Raw genomic sequence first — 14,336 nt, forward strand, 5'->3', positions numbered from 1 at the left:
GGCCGGACAACAACCTAGCGGCGAAATGAGATGAGGGTGACGAGGATCCCCAGCGCCGCGCAGAGGGCGCCGGCAAGAAATACCGACGAGTAGCCCAGCGAAGTGGCCAGTAGACCGGTCAGCGGCCCGGTCAGGCCATAAGAGATATCCTGAAAGGCCGCATAGCCGCCGAGCGCAGTGCCGCGCACCTGCGCCGGGACGCGCTTCACCACCTCCACGCCAAGCGACGGGAAAATAAGCGAACAGCCGCATCCGGTCAGCGCCGCGCCGGCCAGCGCTACCCAGACGCCCGACGCCAGCCCCAGCAGCGTCAGACCGACCGCCTCTATCAGCAGCGAGACCATCGCCACTTTAACGCCGCCAAACCGATCCGGCATCCAGCCGAACAGCACCCGCATCAGCACAAAAGCGCCGCCAAACGCCGTCAGGGTAAAGCCGGCCATCGGCCAGTGATGGCTGGCAAAATAGAGGGAGACGAAGGTGCCGATCACCGCAAAGCCGACGCCCTGCAGGCCCAGACCAATCCCCGGCCGCCAGATCATGCCGATAACGCTCCACAGTGAAGGCCGCTCGCCTCCGTGCGCCGCCACTTTGCGCACCGTCCCGTTGATGAGCCAGGCGACGAGCGGCAGTGCCATGGTGACGCAGGCGAGGACCACCACGCCAAAATGGCTATATATTAACAATCCCAGCGGGGCGCCCACCGCCAGCGAACCGTACATCGCCATACCGTTCCATGACATCACTTTGCCGGAGCGGGCCGGACCCACCAGTCCCATCCCCCAGCTCAGGTTGCCGGTCAGCAGCTGGCTTTCGCCAAACCCGAGAATCAGGCGGCCCAGCAGCAACAGGCCCAGCTTCGCGAATACCGGCAGCGGCAGCAGCGCAGCGGCCAGCCAGGCCGCACCGGCCAGGGCGCAGGCCAGCATCCCCTGCAGGACGGAACGTTTGGCGCCGTACTGGTCTGCCAGACGCCCGGCGTAGCCGCGGGTAAGAACGGTGGCGAGGAACTGGATCCCCACCGCCACGCCGACCACAGTGTTACCAAATCCCAGCTCCTGATGGACAAATAGCGGGATCACCGGCAGCGGCAAACCGACGGTCATATAGGTCAAAAAGACGGCGAATGTAATGCGAAAAAGCGAAAAATTCGCGGAAGAATGAGATGTTGTTTCAGTGACTGCGGACATGCATTACTCCAGATTCGCAGAGTAAGGCGAGCAAAGCGACACGCCCCCTCCACCTGACTATCAGGGTTAAGGCGCGTTGGTTGACGTTAAACGCTTACGCATTAGTGGAGAGACTAATGGATTCGCCAGCAGTGTGCCTGCGGGACCTTACCCTGTCAAGATGACAAAAAAGGGGAGCCGGTGGCTCCCCTCAGTGCATCGCGTGCTGATTAGGCGTTGTATTTACGCATCACCAGCGTGGCGTTGGTGCCGCCGAAGCCGAAGCTGTTGGACATCACGGTGGTCAGCTTAGCGTCAGTCGGTTTGGTGACGATGTTCAGGCCGGCTGCCTGCTCGTCCAGCTCTTCGACGTTGATGCTCGGCGCGATAAAGCCGTGCTCCAGCATCAGCAGGGAGTAGATAGCTTCCTGTACGCCCGCCGCGCCCAGCGAGTGGCCGGTCATCGCTTTGGTCGCCGAGATAGCCGGGCTGTTATCGCCGAACACTTCGCGGATCGCGCCCAGCTCTTTCACGTCGCCGACCGGCGTGGAGGTGCCGTGAGAGTTCAGGTAGTCGATCGGGGTATCCACGCCGTGCATCGCCATCTGCATACAGCGCACTGCGCCTTCACCCGATGGAGCTACCATGTCTGCGCCATCGGAGGTTGCGCCATAGCCGACGATTTCGGCATAGATGTGCGCGCCGCGCGCCAGAGCATGTTCCAGCTCTTCCACCACGACCATACCGCCGCCGCCGGCGATAACGAAGCCGTCACGGTTGGCGTCATAGGTGCGGGAGGCTTTTTCTGGAGTGTCGTTGTATTTGGTGGACAGCGCGCCCATGGCGTCAAACTCGCAGGCCATTTCCCAGCACAGCTCTTCGCCGCCGCCGGCAAAGACGATATCCTGTTTGCCCAGCTGAATCTGCTCTACCGCATTACCGATGCAGTGTGCGGAAGTGGCGCAGGCGGAGCTGATGGAGTAGTTAACGCCGTGGATTTTAAACGGCGTGGCGAGGCAGGCGGAAACGCCGGAAGCCATCGCTTTGGTGACCACATACGGACCCACGGCTTTCAGACCACGCGGGCTACGCATGGCATCAGCGCCGAAGACCTGGAATTTCGGGGAGCCGCCGCCGGAGCCTGCGATCAGGCCGACACGCGGGTTATTCTGGTATGCTTCCGGCGCCAGACCTGCGTCGGCAACGGCCTGTTCCATGGACAGGTAAGCATAGATGGAGGCGTCGCTCATGAAGCGCACTACTTTGCGGTCAATGAGGCCAGTGGTATCCAGTTTGACGTTGCCCCATACGTGGCTGCGCATCCCTGAATCTTTAAGCTCCTGAGAGAAAGTGATCCCTGAACGTCCTTCACGCAGAGATGCCAGGACTTCCTGCTGGTTATTACCGATGCTGGAAACGATGCCCAAGCCAGTAATCACTGCACGTTTCATTAAATACCTCTGTAAGTCTCACTATTTTAAGTTTCGTGTCGCACAATAGCGTACACTTGTACGCCGAACAAGTCCGATCAGACATTTTGTGTATAAATTTGCGCCCTCAGGCACACATCGCTAAGATCGCGCTACGCCTTGTGATTCGAGTAACTTACGTGAAACAAAACGCTATACAACCCGCCAACCTGGAATTCAATGCTGAGGGTACACCTGTTTCCCGAGATTTCGACGATGTTTACTTTTCCAATGACAACGGTCTGGAAGAGACGCGCTACGTCTTTCTCGGCGGAAATCGCCTGCCGGAGCGCTTCTCCAGCCACCCTCGCCCGCTGTTGATCGTCGCGGAGAGCGGCTTCGGCACCGGGCTCAATTTCCTCACTCTCTGGCAGGCGTTTGACGTTTTTGTTCGCGATAACCCGGACGTTACCCTGCAAAGGTTACATTTCATCAGTTTTGAGAAATATCCGCTGAAGGCGGAAGATCTCCGCCTGGCGCACCAGCGCTGGCCAGAGCTGGCCCCATGGGCAGAACAGCTGCAGGCGCAATGGCCTTCGGCCTTCGCCGGGTGCCATCGTCTGCTGCTCGACGGCGGACGGGTGACGCTCGATCTGTGGTTTGGCGATATCAACGAGCTGACCAGAGAGCTGGATGATTCGCTGAATCAGCAGGTGGACGCCTGGTTTCTCGACGGCTTTGCCCCGGCGAAAAATCCCGACATGTGGACCCAGGATCTGTTCAATGCCATGGCGCGCCTGGCGCGTCCCGGCGGAACGCTGGCCACTTTTACCTCCGCCGGTTTTGTCCGCCGCGGCCTGCAGGAAGCCGGATTTACCCTGCGTAAAACCAAGGGCTTCGGCCGCAAACGGGAGATGCTGACCGGCGAGATGGCGCAAACGCTGGCCTTTCCGGCGCGCGCGCCCTGGTTCGCCCGCCGCGGCAGCGAGGCCCGCGAAGCGGCCATCGTCGGCGGCGGTATCGCCAGCGCCCTGCTCTCCCTGGCGCTGCTGCGTCGCGGCTGGCAGGTGACCCTCTACTGCGCGGACGACGCCCCGGCGCAGGGCGCCTCCGGTAATCGCCAGGGCGCGCTCTACCCGCTGTTAAGCCAGCACGATCCGGCGCTGGCGCGCTTTTTCCCCGCCGCCTTTACCTTCGCCCGCCGCACCTACGACGCGCTGCCGGTGCTGTTCGATCATCAATGGTGCGGGGTCACCCAGCTTGGCTGGGATGAAAAAAGCGCGCACAAAATCGCCCAGATGCTGGCCCTGGAGTTGCCCCCTGATATCGCCTGCGCGGTGACGGCGGATCAGGCCGCGGAGCTGACCGGCGTCGAGACCGGCTGCGGCGGCATAACCTATCCGGCCGGCGGTTGGCTATGTCCACAGCAGCTCACCGCCGAACTGCTGGCGCTGGCGGCAACTCGCGGTCTGCACGTGCATTATGGTTATCAGGTCGAGACGCTGAGCGCGGAAGGCGATGGCTGGCTGCTCAACCACCAGCGCTATCATCAGGCGGTCGTGCTGGCCAACGGCCACCGCATCGCGGATTTTGCGCAAACCGCGCCGTTGCCCGTCTACCCCGTAGGTGGCCAGGTCAGCCATATACCCACCACCCCGCGGCTTTCCGCCTTGCGCCAGGTGCTGTGCTACGACGGCTACCTGACGCCGCAGAATCCGCAAAACCAGCAGCATTGTATTGGCGCCAGCTACCATCGCGGCAAAACCGACACCACCTTCAGCGAAGAAGATCAGCAGCACAACCGGCAACGGCTGATCGACTGCTTCCCGGGCGCGGAGTGGCCGCAGGACGTGGATATCAGCGCCAGTGACGCCCGCTGCGGCGTGCGCTGCGCCACCCGCGATCATCTGCCGATGGTCGGCAACGTCCCGGACTATGCGGCGACATTGACGCAATACGCCAACCTCCACGAACGGCAGGATAGCGCCGGTAGCGCGCCGGTCTTTCATAACCTGTTTATGCTTGGCGCCCTCGGATCGCGAGGCATTTGCACCGCGCCGTTAAGCGCTGAGATACTGGCGGCGCAGATGAGCGCTGAACCACTGCCGCTGGATAGCGACACCCTGGCGGCGCTGAATCCGAATCGGCTATGGGTGAGAAAACTGCTGAAGGGAAAAGCGGTGAAATAAAACCATGAGGGCAGGCAATTTCCCGGGTACGGCTGACGCCTGACCCGGGCTACAACATGGCTCAGGCCTGATTTTTTGCCTGCAGATACAGGTTTTCCCACATGCCCTGAACCAGAATTTGGTCCGGCGGCGACAGCTCGCCAGCGCCGATGGCTTTCTCCAGGCTATGGCTGACTTTGCTGTGTACCGCTTCAGCTGAATGCTCGCCCTCACCTTCCAGCTCTGCCACCGCCAGCGTCAGGTGGCCGCGCAGATAACCGCCGGCAAACAGTTCATCATCACTGGCGTGGTCTACCATGTTGTCAATCAGCGCCAGAATGCGTGATTCAAACTCCGCGATCATCGTCTTACCTCTTGTCATGTAATGTGTGGCCTTAGTGCAGGTCTTCCGGCCACGGAAAGTGTTCTGCCGTCAATGGCGGCGTTTGATAATAGTGTTGTAGTGCGCGAATAAGACGCGCCGGACGTTCGGGGATCCCTTGTTCAAGCAGAGTCATCACCTGGGCATGTACCCGGCGCTGAAAGGCGATGCGATCGGGTTCGACGTCACCTTCCAGATTGTCACAGCTGACGTTAAACGGAAATCCCGCCGCTACGCAGAACAGCCACTCCAGGGCCTGCGGTTTCACCTCGACGTCCTCAAACTGGCTTTGGGTCATTGCATCGCGACCGTCCGGGCAGTACCAGTAGCCGAAATCCACCAGCTCGCGGCGGGCTTTGCCGGCGATACACCAGTGGGAGATCTCGTGCAGGGCGCTGGCAAAAAAACCGTGCGCGAAGACGATACGGTGATATGGCGTGCCATCGTCTGCCGGAAGGTAGATCGGCTCATCGTCGCCTTTCACCAGGCGAGTATTAAAATCTGCGGCAAAGCAGCTATCGAAGAGATCGATCAGCTGCTGATAATGGTGTTGCTGTTGCATTAATGAATTCCCAACCACTGCAAAATCTCCGCCCCGTGGCTGTCGTAGAGAAGCTTCGCGCTCATCACCGCCGAGACGATAACGATCATCGGTCGGATCAGCGATTGCCCTTTACTCAGAACCAGCCGGGAGCCGGCGCGGGCGCCAATAAATTGTCCGGCCATCATCACAAAGCCGGTGGCCCAGATAACCTTCCCGCCGATAATAAACAGCAGCAGGCCGCCGACGTTCGAGGTGGCGTTGAGCAGTTTGGCGTGGGCCGTCGACTTCGCCAGGTTAAACCCGGCGAGGGTGACAAACGCCAGCGCATAAAACGAACCGGCGCCGGGGCCGAAAAAACCGTCGTAAAACCCGACGCTGCCGCCAGCGACCAGCGCAAACGGCAGACCGTAGAGCCGACGCTGCCGGTCCGCTTCGCCCAGTTTCGGCATCAGCAGAAAATAGAGACCGATGCCGATCACCAGCAACGGCAGGATCTGCTTAAGAATATCGGACTGCACGTGCTGGACCAGCAGCGCGCCGGCGGTTGAACCGATAAAGGTCATCAGAATATTCAGCTTCTGATCGGCGAGATTGACCACCTTGCGCCGGACAAAGTAGAGGGTCGCCGACAGCGATCCGCCGCAGGCCTGCAGCTTATTGGTCGCCAGCGCCTGGGCCGGCGGCATGCCTGCCGCCATAAGCGCCGGCACGGTCAGTAAGCCCCCGCCCCCGGCCAGTGAATCAATAAAACCGGCCAGGATGGCGACAAAAAAAAGCACCACCAGCACCAGCGGCGATACGGAAAACAACTCGATAAAACTATCCATTACAGCACATGCTCATCCAGTAGCGCCTGGCAGGAAGGCGGCAACGGCGGCGGCGTCTTCTTCACAGGTGGGGTAGACCCGGGTTTAGGTGGCTCGAACCAGCTCTGCAGCTCCGCTCCGCAGCCATCGCCGGCCGGCGGTGGCGCCTGATCTTCGCACTCCAGGCTGCCTGCCGGGCAGCGCAGACGGACGTGCATATGGGCGCGATGCTGGAACCAGGGACGAACTTTGCGCAGCCACTGGCGGTCGCTTCCCGCGTCCAGGCACAGCTGCTGTTTAATCGCCGGGTTGACGAAGATGCGGGTAACTTCGCTATCTTCCGCCGCCAGCTTGATCAGCTGGCTGATTTGCGGACTCCACAGCGACGGTACCACGCGTTTGCCATCGCTGGCGACCAGATCCAGGGCCTGCGGCTTCAGCAGCTGGGACGATGTCCAGCGCGTCTGCGGCAGCTGGAGGAAGATATCGACATCGAGGCCCGTCTGATGGCTGGCGTGGCCGCCGTTAAAACGGCCGCCTGCCGGCATCCCCATGTCGCCAATCAGCACGGTCCCCATGCCTTTATTGTGCACCTGATTGCTCAGGCGCTGAATAAACTGAATCAGATCCGGATGACCGAAGTAGCGCCGCTGATCGGTACGCATCACCTGATAGCCGACAGCGTTCAGCGGCAGCGCCTCGGCGCCAACGATACAGCCATTGGAGAACGCGCCAATCGACTGCGCGCTGCCGCCGATTGGCTGGGATATCTTCTGCCATGGCGTGGCGGCCAGGCTGCCGGCGCTGGCCAGCAGCGCCAACAGGGCGATAACGGTGTTTTTCATGGTTACCAGCGTGGAATTGTCGTCGTCACGTCGCCATTCTGCGCGCGCTGACGCATAAAATGATCCATTAAAACGATCGCCAGCATGGCCTCAGCGATCGGTACGGCGCGAATGCCGACGCACGGATCGTGACGCCCTTTGGTGATCATCTCCACCTCTTCGCCAAAGCGGTTAATGGTATGACCGGGAACGGTAATACTGGAGGTCGGCTTCAGCGCGATGTTGGCAACGATCTGCTGACCGCTGCTGATGCCGCCAAGAATGCCGCCGGCGTGGTTGCTCTGGAATCCGGCTTTGGTGATCTCATCGCGGTTTTCGCTGCCGCGCAGCTTCACCACCTCGAAACCGTCGCCAATCTCCACGCCTTTCACGGCGTTGATGCTCATCAGCGCATGGGCGATATCGGCGTCAAGGCGGTCAAAGACCGGCTCGCCAAGGCCCGGCGGTACGCCGTCGGCGACGACGGTAACTTTGGCGCCAATGGAGTCGCCCTCTTTTTTCAGACCGCGCATCAGTTCATCGAGAGCGTCGATTTTCTCCGGATCCGGGCAGAAGAAGGGATTCTGTTCAACCTGTTCCCAGTCCTTAATGGCCAGCGGAATGTCGCCCATCTGCGTCAGGCAACCGCGAATGACGATGCCGAACTTCGCGGCGAGGAATTTTTTGGCAATCGCCCCGGCCGCCACGCGCATCGCGGTTTCGCGGGCGGAGGAGCGACCGCCGCCACGATAGTCGCGTAGACCATACTTTTGTTCGTAGGTGTAATCCGCATGGCCAGGACGGAACAGATCTTTGATCGCGCCGTAATCCTGCGAACGCTGATCGGTGTTCTCAATCAGCAGCCCGATACTGGTCCCGGTGGTGACGCCTCCGAAGACGCCGGAGAGGATTTTGACCTGATCCGGCTCGCGACGCTGCGTGGTGTAACGCGAGGTGCCCGGGCGACGACGATCGAGGTCGTGCTGCAGATCGGCTTCGGTCAGCGGAATGCCCGGCGGCACACCATCAACGATGCAGCCAAGCGCCAGGCCGTGCGACTCGCCGAAGGTGGTGACGCGAAAGAGTTGTCCAATTGTATTTCCTGCCATCACGGCTCCATTATTTGTCGTTATGTTGGCGTGTTGTTTTTTTTAGTCTTTATAAATACCGAAGTGCGCGCGAGCGTCAATCAGCTGCTGTTTGGTCAGCATAAAGACGCCGTCGCCGCCGTTATCAAACTCAAGCCAGGTAAACGGCACGTCCGGATACTGCTCCATCAGATGTACCATGCTGTTACCGACTTCACAAATCAGAATGCCGTCGTCGCTGAGATAATCCGGCGCATTGCCGAGGATGCGGCGCGTCAGCTTCAGGCCATCGCTTCCGGAGGCCAGACCCAGAACCGGCTCATGCTCATACTCTTCCGGCAGGTCGGCCATGTCCTCTTCATCGACATACGGCGGATTAGTGACGATCAGATCGTACTGTAGCTTCGGCAGATCGCGAAACAGGTCGGAACGGATCGGGGTCACGTGATGGATCAGGCCATGGGATTCCACGTTGTGCTCGGCGACGGCCAGCGCGTCCGGGGAGATATCCACGGCGTCGACTTCGGCTTCCGGGAAGGCATAGGCGCAGGCGATGGCGATGCAGCCGCTGCCGGTGCACATATCAAGGATATGCTGCGGCTTATGGTTAATTAGACCGGCAAACTGGTTATTGATCAGTTCGCCGATCGGGGAGCGCGGCACCAGCACCCGCTCATCAACGTAAAACTCATGGCCGCAGAACCACGCTTTGTTGGTCAGATAGGCGACGGGAATACGCTCGTTCACGCGGCGAATCACCCGCTCTACAATGCGGTGTTTCTCGCTGGAGGTCAGGCGCGCAGTGCGCATATCTTCCGGGATATCCAGCGGCAGATACAGCGAAGGCAGCACCAGCTGTACCGCCTCGTCCCACGGGTTGTCAGTCCCGTGACCGTACCAGATATTAGCAGCGCTGAAACGGCTTACCGCCCAGCGCAGCATGTCCTGAATGGTATGCAGCTCATTGACTGCCTCATCAACAAAAATTTTATCCACGACATCCTCCAGGGCACACTCTGCTATAAATTCGGCGGCTAGTGTGCCATGAAGACGGCGATAAATCAGCATTCTTGCGTGGGGTGGCGGGGGAAAAAACAGGTTTTCCTTGCCCGAAGGGATATTGAGTCGGGTAAACTAGCGCAAAGTATTAATGAGAGCGGACAATGAAAAAGAAGACATCGCTTAGCGAGGAGGATCAGGCGCTGTTCCGTCAGCTGATGACCGGCACGCGGCAGATCAAACAGGACACCATCGTGCACCGCCCGCAGCGCAAGAAAATCACCGAGGTTGCCCCTAAGCGTCTGTTGCAGGAACAGGCCGACAACAGCCACTATTTTTCCGATGAGTTTCAGCCGCTACTGAATACCGAAGGCTCGACGAAATATGTCCGCGCCGACGTCAGCCATTTTGAGCTGAAAAAGCTGCGCCGTGGGGATTATTCGCCGGAACTGTTTCTCGATTTGCATGGGCTCACCCAGCAGCAGGCCAAACAGGAACTGGGCGCGCTGATTGCCGCCTGCCGCCGCGAGCATGTGTTTTGCGCCTGCGTGATGCACGGGCACGGCAAGCACATTCTCAAACAGCAAACCCCGCTGTGGCTGGCGCAGCATCCACACATCATGGCTTTTCATCAGGCGCCAAAAGAGTACGGCGGTGACGCCGCACTGCTGATTCTGATAGAGGTCGAGGAGTGGCAACCACCGGAACTGCCTTGACGGCGAGCTCCGGGGGCCGTCAGATGGCGTTGGCCATTTTGAGGTTGCAGGGGCTTTTCTGCCAGAGGTATTCACCCTTGCCGTCGGCGTCCAGATTGACGCAGGCGATAGCCGAGGTGGTGAACATCGGGGGCGTTTCCCCCGGGCACAGCTCTGAGACGAGGTACCCCACCAGCGGCAGGTGGGAGACGACCAGCGCCGTCGCCACGCCTTCATTTGCCAGCGCCTGCAGATAGGCGCTCACCATACCTACATCGCCGCACGGCGTGAGTTCCGGCATCACGTCGACATGTTTCGGCAGGTTCATGCACTCCCCAACAATATCCAGCGTCTGTTCCGCACGCAGATAGGGACTGACAAGAACGCGCTCAATATCCACTTTTTGACCTTTCAGCCAGGTTGCCATCTGACGAGACTCATCACAACCGCATACGGTTAATGGACGAACCGAGTCGCTGGCTGCATCGAGGGCAGCGTCGCCGTGACGCATAATAAAAACTTGCATATTGCACCGCTTTTGTTAACCAGAAGCACCGAAGTTTAGCCTGCGAAGACAATACGCAGGCAACCCGGTGGCCGGGCATTGTGCCTGATCCATTCAACGAATGAAACGCTGTTTTTTACCTCAATGGCGTAAGTATAGTCAATGATTGTTTACAAAACAGCCAATCAACAGCGTCATCCGCAGCCGGATTTACCTTCTTTGACCACAACTTAGGTCAGCCGTTCATCCGCTGGCCAAAAGGTGGTCCCCTGTTCGGCCATGCGTAACAAAGTGTCACAGGGTGTAAAACGTGGGCCGTACTGGGCGGCCAGGCGCTGCAGGATCGCGGCAACTTCACCCGCGCCGATAGTATCCATATACCAGAACGGGCCGCCAAGAAATGGCGGAAACCCTATACCAAATACGGCGCCGATATCACCATCGCGCGCGCTACGGATGATCTGCTCATCAAAGCAGCGCGCCGCCTCGTTAAGCATCAGCATCACACAGCGCTCGGCCACCTGCTGCGCGGACAACCGCGACTGCGGGCGGTCGATGCCCAGCAGCGGATAGACTGCCGGGTCGGGCCGTTTTTTGCTTTTACGCCCTTTTATCTCATAAAGATAGAAACCACGATTATTTTTTCTACCTTTGCGATCGTCCTTCAAAATCGCGTCAATGATGTTTGCAGGCGGGCTAAAACGTTCTCCAAAGGCATTCTCCAGTACGGGAATAATTTTGGTGCCGGTATCGATACCCACCTCATCCAGCAGTTGAACCGGTCCCACCGGAAAACCGAATTTCACCAGGGCCTTATCAATCACCTCAACCGGTTCTCCCTCCACCAGCAGACGCATCGCTTCATTTATATACGGCGCGAGAATGCGGTTCACATAGAAGCCCGCTTTGTCCGCCACGACGATCGGCGTTTTCCCCTGACGTTTAGCCAGTTGCACCACCGTGGCAATGGTCTGCGGATCGGTTCCCTTATGCGGGATCACCTCAACCAGCGACATTTTCTCCACCGGACTGAAAAAGTGCAGGCCGACCACCCGCTCAGGGTGGCTGGCATGGGCGGCTATATCGCCTATCGGTAACGACGACGTATTCGAGGCAAAGATAGTCTGCGGCCCGCCGTTTTGCTCCACTTCACTGACCATCCGCTGTTTCAGCGCCAGGTCTTCGAATACCGCCTCAATCACCACGTCGCGATGGGCAAAGCCCTGATAGTCGGTAGTGCCGGTGATCAGCGCCAGCTGACGATCGCGCTCGCTGGGGCGCAGTCGGCGCTGGCGAACCTGTTTGTTCAGCAGATCCCAGCTGTACTTTAAGGCGTGGTTGATCCCGCTCGGCTGAATATCTTTAATTCGCACCGGCAGTCCGCCTTTACAGGCGGTCACATAGGCGATCCCCCCGCCCATCAGGCCGCCGCCCAGTACTGCAACGCTTCTCAGCGGAGCGGGTTCCGCCTCGGCGCCACGGTCTTTTTTCAGATCGGTACTGGCAAAGAAGATCGATCGCAGCGCCTGCGACTGCGGGGTCATCGCCAGTTCGCCAAACGCGCGGGCCTCTTCGGCGTAACCGCTGCTGCAGCCGTGGGCCAGACCATTCTCGACGACCTGCAAAATTCGCTTCACCGCCGGGTAGTTGCCCTGGGTCTTGCGCTGCGTTTGCTTGCCGACGTACTGAAATAACAGATGGCGACCGAGGGGGCCCGCCAGCACGCGTTCGCGAACCGGCACCTCGCGGCTGGTCGGACGTCCCTTCAGCGCCAGCTCCACCGCCGCCTGCAGTAAAATTGTCTGCGGCACCACCTCGTCCACCAGACCGGCCTTCAGCGCCTGGCGCGGCCGTAATTGCCTGCCGGTGAGCATCATATCCAGCGCCGTGCTGACGCCGATTAGCCGCGGTAAACGCTGCGTCCCACCGGAACCCGGCAGCAGACCAAGCTGTACCTCCGGCAACCCGAGTCGGGTTTTTTCGTCATCGCTACAGATGCGGCCATGGCAGGCCAGCGCCAGCTCCAGTCCGCCGCCCAGACAGGCGCCATGGATGGCGGCAATGACCGGAATCGACAAGCCATGGATTTCGGCCATAATCTGCTGCCCCTGGCGCGCCAGCGCTTCCGCCTCCTGCGCGCTGCGGCAGCGGGCAATCATGTTGATGTCTGCGCCGGCGATAAAGTTATCGGCTTTGGCGGAGATAAATACCACGCCGCGCACCGACTTATCGTCGCGTATCTGGCGTATCAGTCCCCGCACCTGATTGCCGAACTCGGCCTTCAGGGTATTCATTTTTTCACCCGGAGCATCAATGGTGATCACCGCGATTTTGTCCGCACGGACCTCAAGCTTAAAAGCGGAAACAGTATCCATTATTCAGCCTCCACAATCATCGCCGCGCCCAGACCGCCTGCCGCGCAGGCCGTCACCAGACCAAATCCCCCTCCCCGTCGCCGCAGCTCATGCAGCGTCTGGGTGATCATCCGCGCGCCGGTGGCGGCAAAGGGGTGACCGTAGGCGATAGAGCCGCCGAGGACGTTAAATTTACTCTCATCCACCTCACCGGTGGCCTGCGCGCGGCCCAGCACCTCGCGGGAAAAGCGGTCGCTTGCCAGACACTGGAGATTGGCCAGCGTCTGCGCGGCGAAAGCTTCGTGCATATCGATAAGCGTGAGATCCGCCAGCGTCAGGCCAGCGCGCTCCAGCGCCAGCGGCGTGGACCATGCGGGCCCCAGCAGCATATCCTGCCAGACATCGATGGCGGTAAAGGCATAGCTGCGCAGATAACCCAACGGCGTCAGACCCAGCTCTTTGGCCCGCGACTCGGTCATCAGGATCACCGCCGCCGCGCCATCCGTCAGCGGCGTACTGTTGGCGGCGGTAACGGTGCCATGTTTACGGTCGAAGGCCGGACGTAACTTTTGGTAATCCGCGAGGGTTGAATTTTTACGGATATTGTTATCCTGCTCCAGCGGTTCGCGGAAGGGAGAAGCATAGGCGGTCATCACCTCTGCGGACAGCTTGCCCTCCTCCCAGGCTTTCGCTGCCAGCTGGTGTGAACGATGTGCCAGAGCATCCTGTTGTTCCCGGGTGATCCCCCAGCTTTTCGCCATCTGCTCGGCGGTATCGCCCATCCGTAAGCCGGTTGAATATTCAGCAACCGCCGGGGGAACCGGCAGCAGGTCGCGCGGCCGCAGGCGGGAAAACAGCTTCAGTTTCTGGCTCAGCGTGCGGGCTTTGTTCGCATCTACCAGCGTGCGGGCCAGCGTTTTGCTGACGCCGATAGGCAACACAGAGGAGGAGTCGGCACCGCCGGCGATACCGGCGCGGATGGTGCCGGCCATCAGGCTTTCGGCGACATTCGCCACGGCCTGGAAGCTGGTGGCGCAGGCGCGACTGACGCTGTAAGCGTCGGTGTGCACGCTCATTCCGGTACCGAGCACAATTTCCCGGGCGATATTCGGCGCCTCCGGCATCTGCACGACCTGACCGAAGACCAGTTGCTCAATGGCTTGCGCAGGAATGTCGCTGCGCGCCAGCATTTCGCCAACCACCATTTTTCCTAAATCAACGGCGGGAATGCCATGAAATGCCGTCGCCTGACGCGCAAACGGCGTGCGTAACCCTGTAACAATGGCAATGCGATCGCCCTGCCGGGTGATAAGCGGTAATGCCTGACTCATAACTCTCCCCTGTTAACCAAGACAAACAAGTGGTCTGACCTGATAGCATTGTTAACTAATTT

Annotated in this window: 13 protein-coding genes; 2 read left to right on the forward strand and 11 right to left on the reverse strand. The window is 59.8% G+C overall.

Going from position 1 to position 14,336, the window contains the following annotated elements:
- Positions 1 to 14 precede the first annotated feature (14 nt).
- Positions 15 to 1,190: an MFS transporter gene (locus tag ACLEXF_RS09120; protein ID WP_004201783.1), complete on the reverse strand. Its 1,176-nt coding sequence runs from the start codon at positions 1,188 to 1,190 to the stop codon at positions 15 to 17.
- Positions 1,191 to 1,399: 209 nt separating this feature from the next.
- A complete protein-coding gene (fabB, locus tag ACLEXF_RS09125) occupies positions 1,400 to 2,620 on the reverse strand; it encodes a beta-ketoacyl-ACP synthase I (protein ID WP_002913291.1) in 1,221 nt (406 codons plus the stop codon).
- Positions 2,621 to 2,778: 158 nt separating this feature from the next.
- On the opposite strand from fabB, the gene mnmC reads away from it, so the two are divergent.
- Positions 2,779 to 4,767, forward strand: a complete 1,989-nt coding sequence (gene mnmC / locus ACLEXF_RS09130; protein WP_057216867.1) for a bifunctional tRNA (5-methylaminomethyl-2-thiouridine)(34)-methyltransferase MnmD/FAD-dependent 5-carboxymethylaminomethyl-2-thiouridine(34) oxidoreductase MnmC — start codon at positions 2,779 to 2,781, stop codon at positions 4,765 to 4,767.
- A gap of 61 nt (positions 4,768 to 4,828) precedes the next feature.
- Here the strand turns inward: mnmC and ACLEXF_RS09135 are convergent, their stop codons facing one another.
- The 6 genes from ACLEXF_RS09135 to prmB are packed head-to-tail and all read right to left on the reverse strand — an operon-like array spanning position 4,829 to position 9,386.
- Entirely contained in the window at positions 4,829 to 5,110 is a 282-nt protein-coding gene (locus ACLEXF_RS09135; RefSeq protein WP_004201785.1) for a YfcL family protein, read from the reverse strand.
- A 31-nt stretch (positions 5,111 to 5,141) separates the two neighbouring features.
- The gene (locus tag ACLEXF_RS09140) at positions 5,142 to 5,690 is read right to left on the reverse strand and encodes an elongation factor P hydroxylase (protein ID WP_017899508.1); all 549 of its coding nucleotides are present in this window, start codon (positions 5,688 to 5,690) and stop codon (positions 5,142 to 5,144) included.
- Positions 5,690 to 6,499 carry a sulfite exporter TauE/SafE family protein gene (locus tag ACLEXF_RS09145; RefSeq protein ID WP_004201787.1) on the reverse strand — a complete coding sequence of 270 codons (810 nt, stop codon included), beginning with the start codon at positions 6,497 to 6,499 and terminating at the stop codon, positions 5,690 to 5,692. The genes ACLEXF_RS09140 and ACLEXF_RS09145 overlap by 1 nt, the downstream gene beginning before the upstream one ends.
- Positions 6,499 to 7,323: a penicillin-insensitive murein endopeptidase gene (gene mepA / locus ACLEXF_RS09150; protein WP_004201788.1), complete on the reverse strand. Its 825-nt coding sequence runs from the start codon at positions 7,321 to 7,323 to the stop codon at positions 6,499 to 6,501. Before mepA ends, ACLEXF_RS09145 begins: the two co-directional genes overlap by 1 nt.
- A 2-nt stretch (positions 7,324 to 7,325) precedes the next feature.
- Complete coding sequence (gene aroC, locus ACLEXF_RS09155) at positions 7,326 to 8,411, reverse strand: chorismate synthase (protein ID WP_407259680.1); 1,086 nt, start codon at positions 8,409 to 8,411, stop codon at positions 7,326 to 7,328.
- A 42-nt stretch (positions 8,412 to 8,453) separates the two neighbouring features.
- The gene (prmB, locus tag ACLEXF_RS09160; RefSeq protein WP_002913346.1) at positions 8,454 to 9,386 is read right to left on the reverse strand and encodes a 50S ribosomal protein L3 N(5)-glutamine methyltransferase; all 933 of its coding nucleotides are present in this window, start codon (positions 9,384 to 9,386) and stop codon (positions 8,454 to 8,456) included.
- 167 nt (positions 9,387 to 9,553) lie between these two features.
- On the opposite strand from prmB, the gene smrB reads away from it, so the two are divergent.
- Complete coding sequence (gene smrB, locus ACLEXF_RS09165; protein ID WP_017899504.1) at positions 9,554 to 10,105, forward strand: endonuclease SmrB; 552 nt, start codon at positions 9,554 to 9,556, stop codon at positions 10,103 to 10,105.
- A gap of 19 nt (positions 10,106 to 10,124) precedes the next feature.
- On the opposite strand, the gene sixA is transcribed toward smrB, so the two are convergent.
- From sixA to fadI, 3 genes are all read right to left on the reverse strand, one after another.
- Complete coding sequence (gene sixA, locus ACLEXF_RS09170; protein WP_004201794.1) at positions 10,125 to 10,610, reverse strand: phosphohistidine phosphatase SixA; 486 nt, start codon at positions 10,608 to 10,610, stop codon at positions 10,125 to 10,127.
- A 209-nt stretch (positions 10,611 to 10,819) separates the two neighbouring features.
- Positions 10,820 to 12,964, reverse strand: coding sequence for a fatty acid oxidation complex subunit alpha FadJ (gene fadJ, locus ACLEXF_RS09175; RefSeq protein WP_407259679.1), 2,145 nt, complete (start codon positions 12,962 to 12,964; stop codon positions 10,820 to 10,822).
- Complete coding sequence (fadI, locus tag ACLEXF_RS09180; RefSeq protein ID WP_057216383.1) at positions 12,964 to 14,274, reverse strand: acetyl-CoA C-acyltransferase FadI; 1,311 nt, start codon at positions 14,272 to 14,274, stop codon at positions 12,964 to 12,966. Before fadI ends, fadJ begins: the two co-directional genes overlap by 1 nt.
- Between the last annotated feature and the right edge of the window lie 62 nt (positions 14,275 to 14,336).

The sequence above is a fragment of the Klebsiella pneumoniae complex sp. WS1778 genome, from assembly GCF_049472055.1.
Classification (GTDB): domain Bacteria; phylum Pseudomonadota; class Gammaproteobacteria; order Enterobacterales; family Enterobacteriaceae; genus Klebsiella; species Klebsiella quasipneumoniae.

Excerpts from the sequence above, each read along its gene's own strand:
- ACLEXF_RS09120 (WP_004201783.1), bottom strand. The coding sequence starts at position 1,190 with ATGTCCGCAGTCACTGAAACAACATCTCATTCTTCCGCGAATTTTTCG.
- fabB (WP_002913291.1), bottom strand. The coding sequence starts at position 2,620 with ATGAAACGTGCAGTGATTACTGGCTTGGGCATCGTTTCCAGCATCGGT.
- ACLEXF_RS09135 (WP_004201785.1), bottom strand. The coding sequence starts at position 5,110 with ATGATCGCGGAGTTTGAATCACGCATTCTGGCGCTGATTGACAACATG.
- ACLEXF_RS09140 (WP_017899508.1), bottom strand. The coding sequence starts at position 5,690 with ATGCAACAGCAACACCATTATCAGCAGCTGATCGATCTCTTCGATAGC.
- ACLEXF_RS09145 (WP_004201787.1), bottom strand. The coding sequence starts at position 6,499 with ATGGATAGTTTTATCGAGTTGTTTTCCGTATCGCCGCTGGTGCTGGTG.
- mepA (WP_004201788.1), bottom strand. The coding sequence starts at position 7,323 with ATGAAAAACACCGTTATCGCCCTGTTGGCGCTGCTGGCCAGCGCCGGC.
- aroC (WP_407259680.1), bottom strand. The coding sequence starts at position 8,411 with ATGGCAGGAAATACAATTGGACAACTCTTTCGCGTCACCACCTTCGGC.
- smrB (WP_017899504.1), top strand. The coding sequence starts at position 9,554 with ATGAAAAAGAAGACATCGCTTAGCGAGGAGGATCAGGCGCTGTTCCGT.
- sixA (WP_004201794.1), bottom strand. The coding sequence starts at position 10,610 with ATGCAAGTTTTTATTATGCGTCACGGCGACGCTGCCCTCGATGCAGCC.
- fadJ (WP_407259679.1), bottom strand. The coding sequence starts at position 12,964 with ATGGATACTGTTTCCGCTTTTAAGCTTGAGGTCCGTGCGGACAAAATC.
- fadI (WP_057216383.1), bottom strand. The coding sequence starts at position 14,274 with ATGAGTCAGGCATTACCGCTTATCACCCGGCAGGGCGATCGCATTGCC.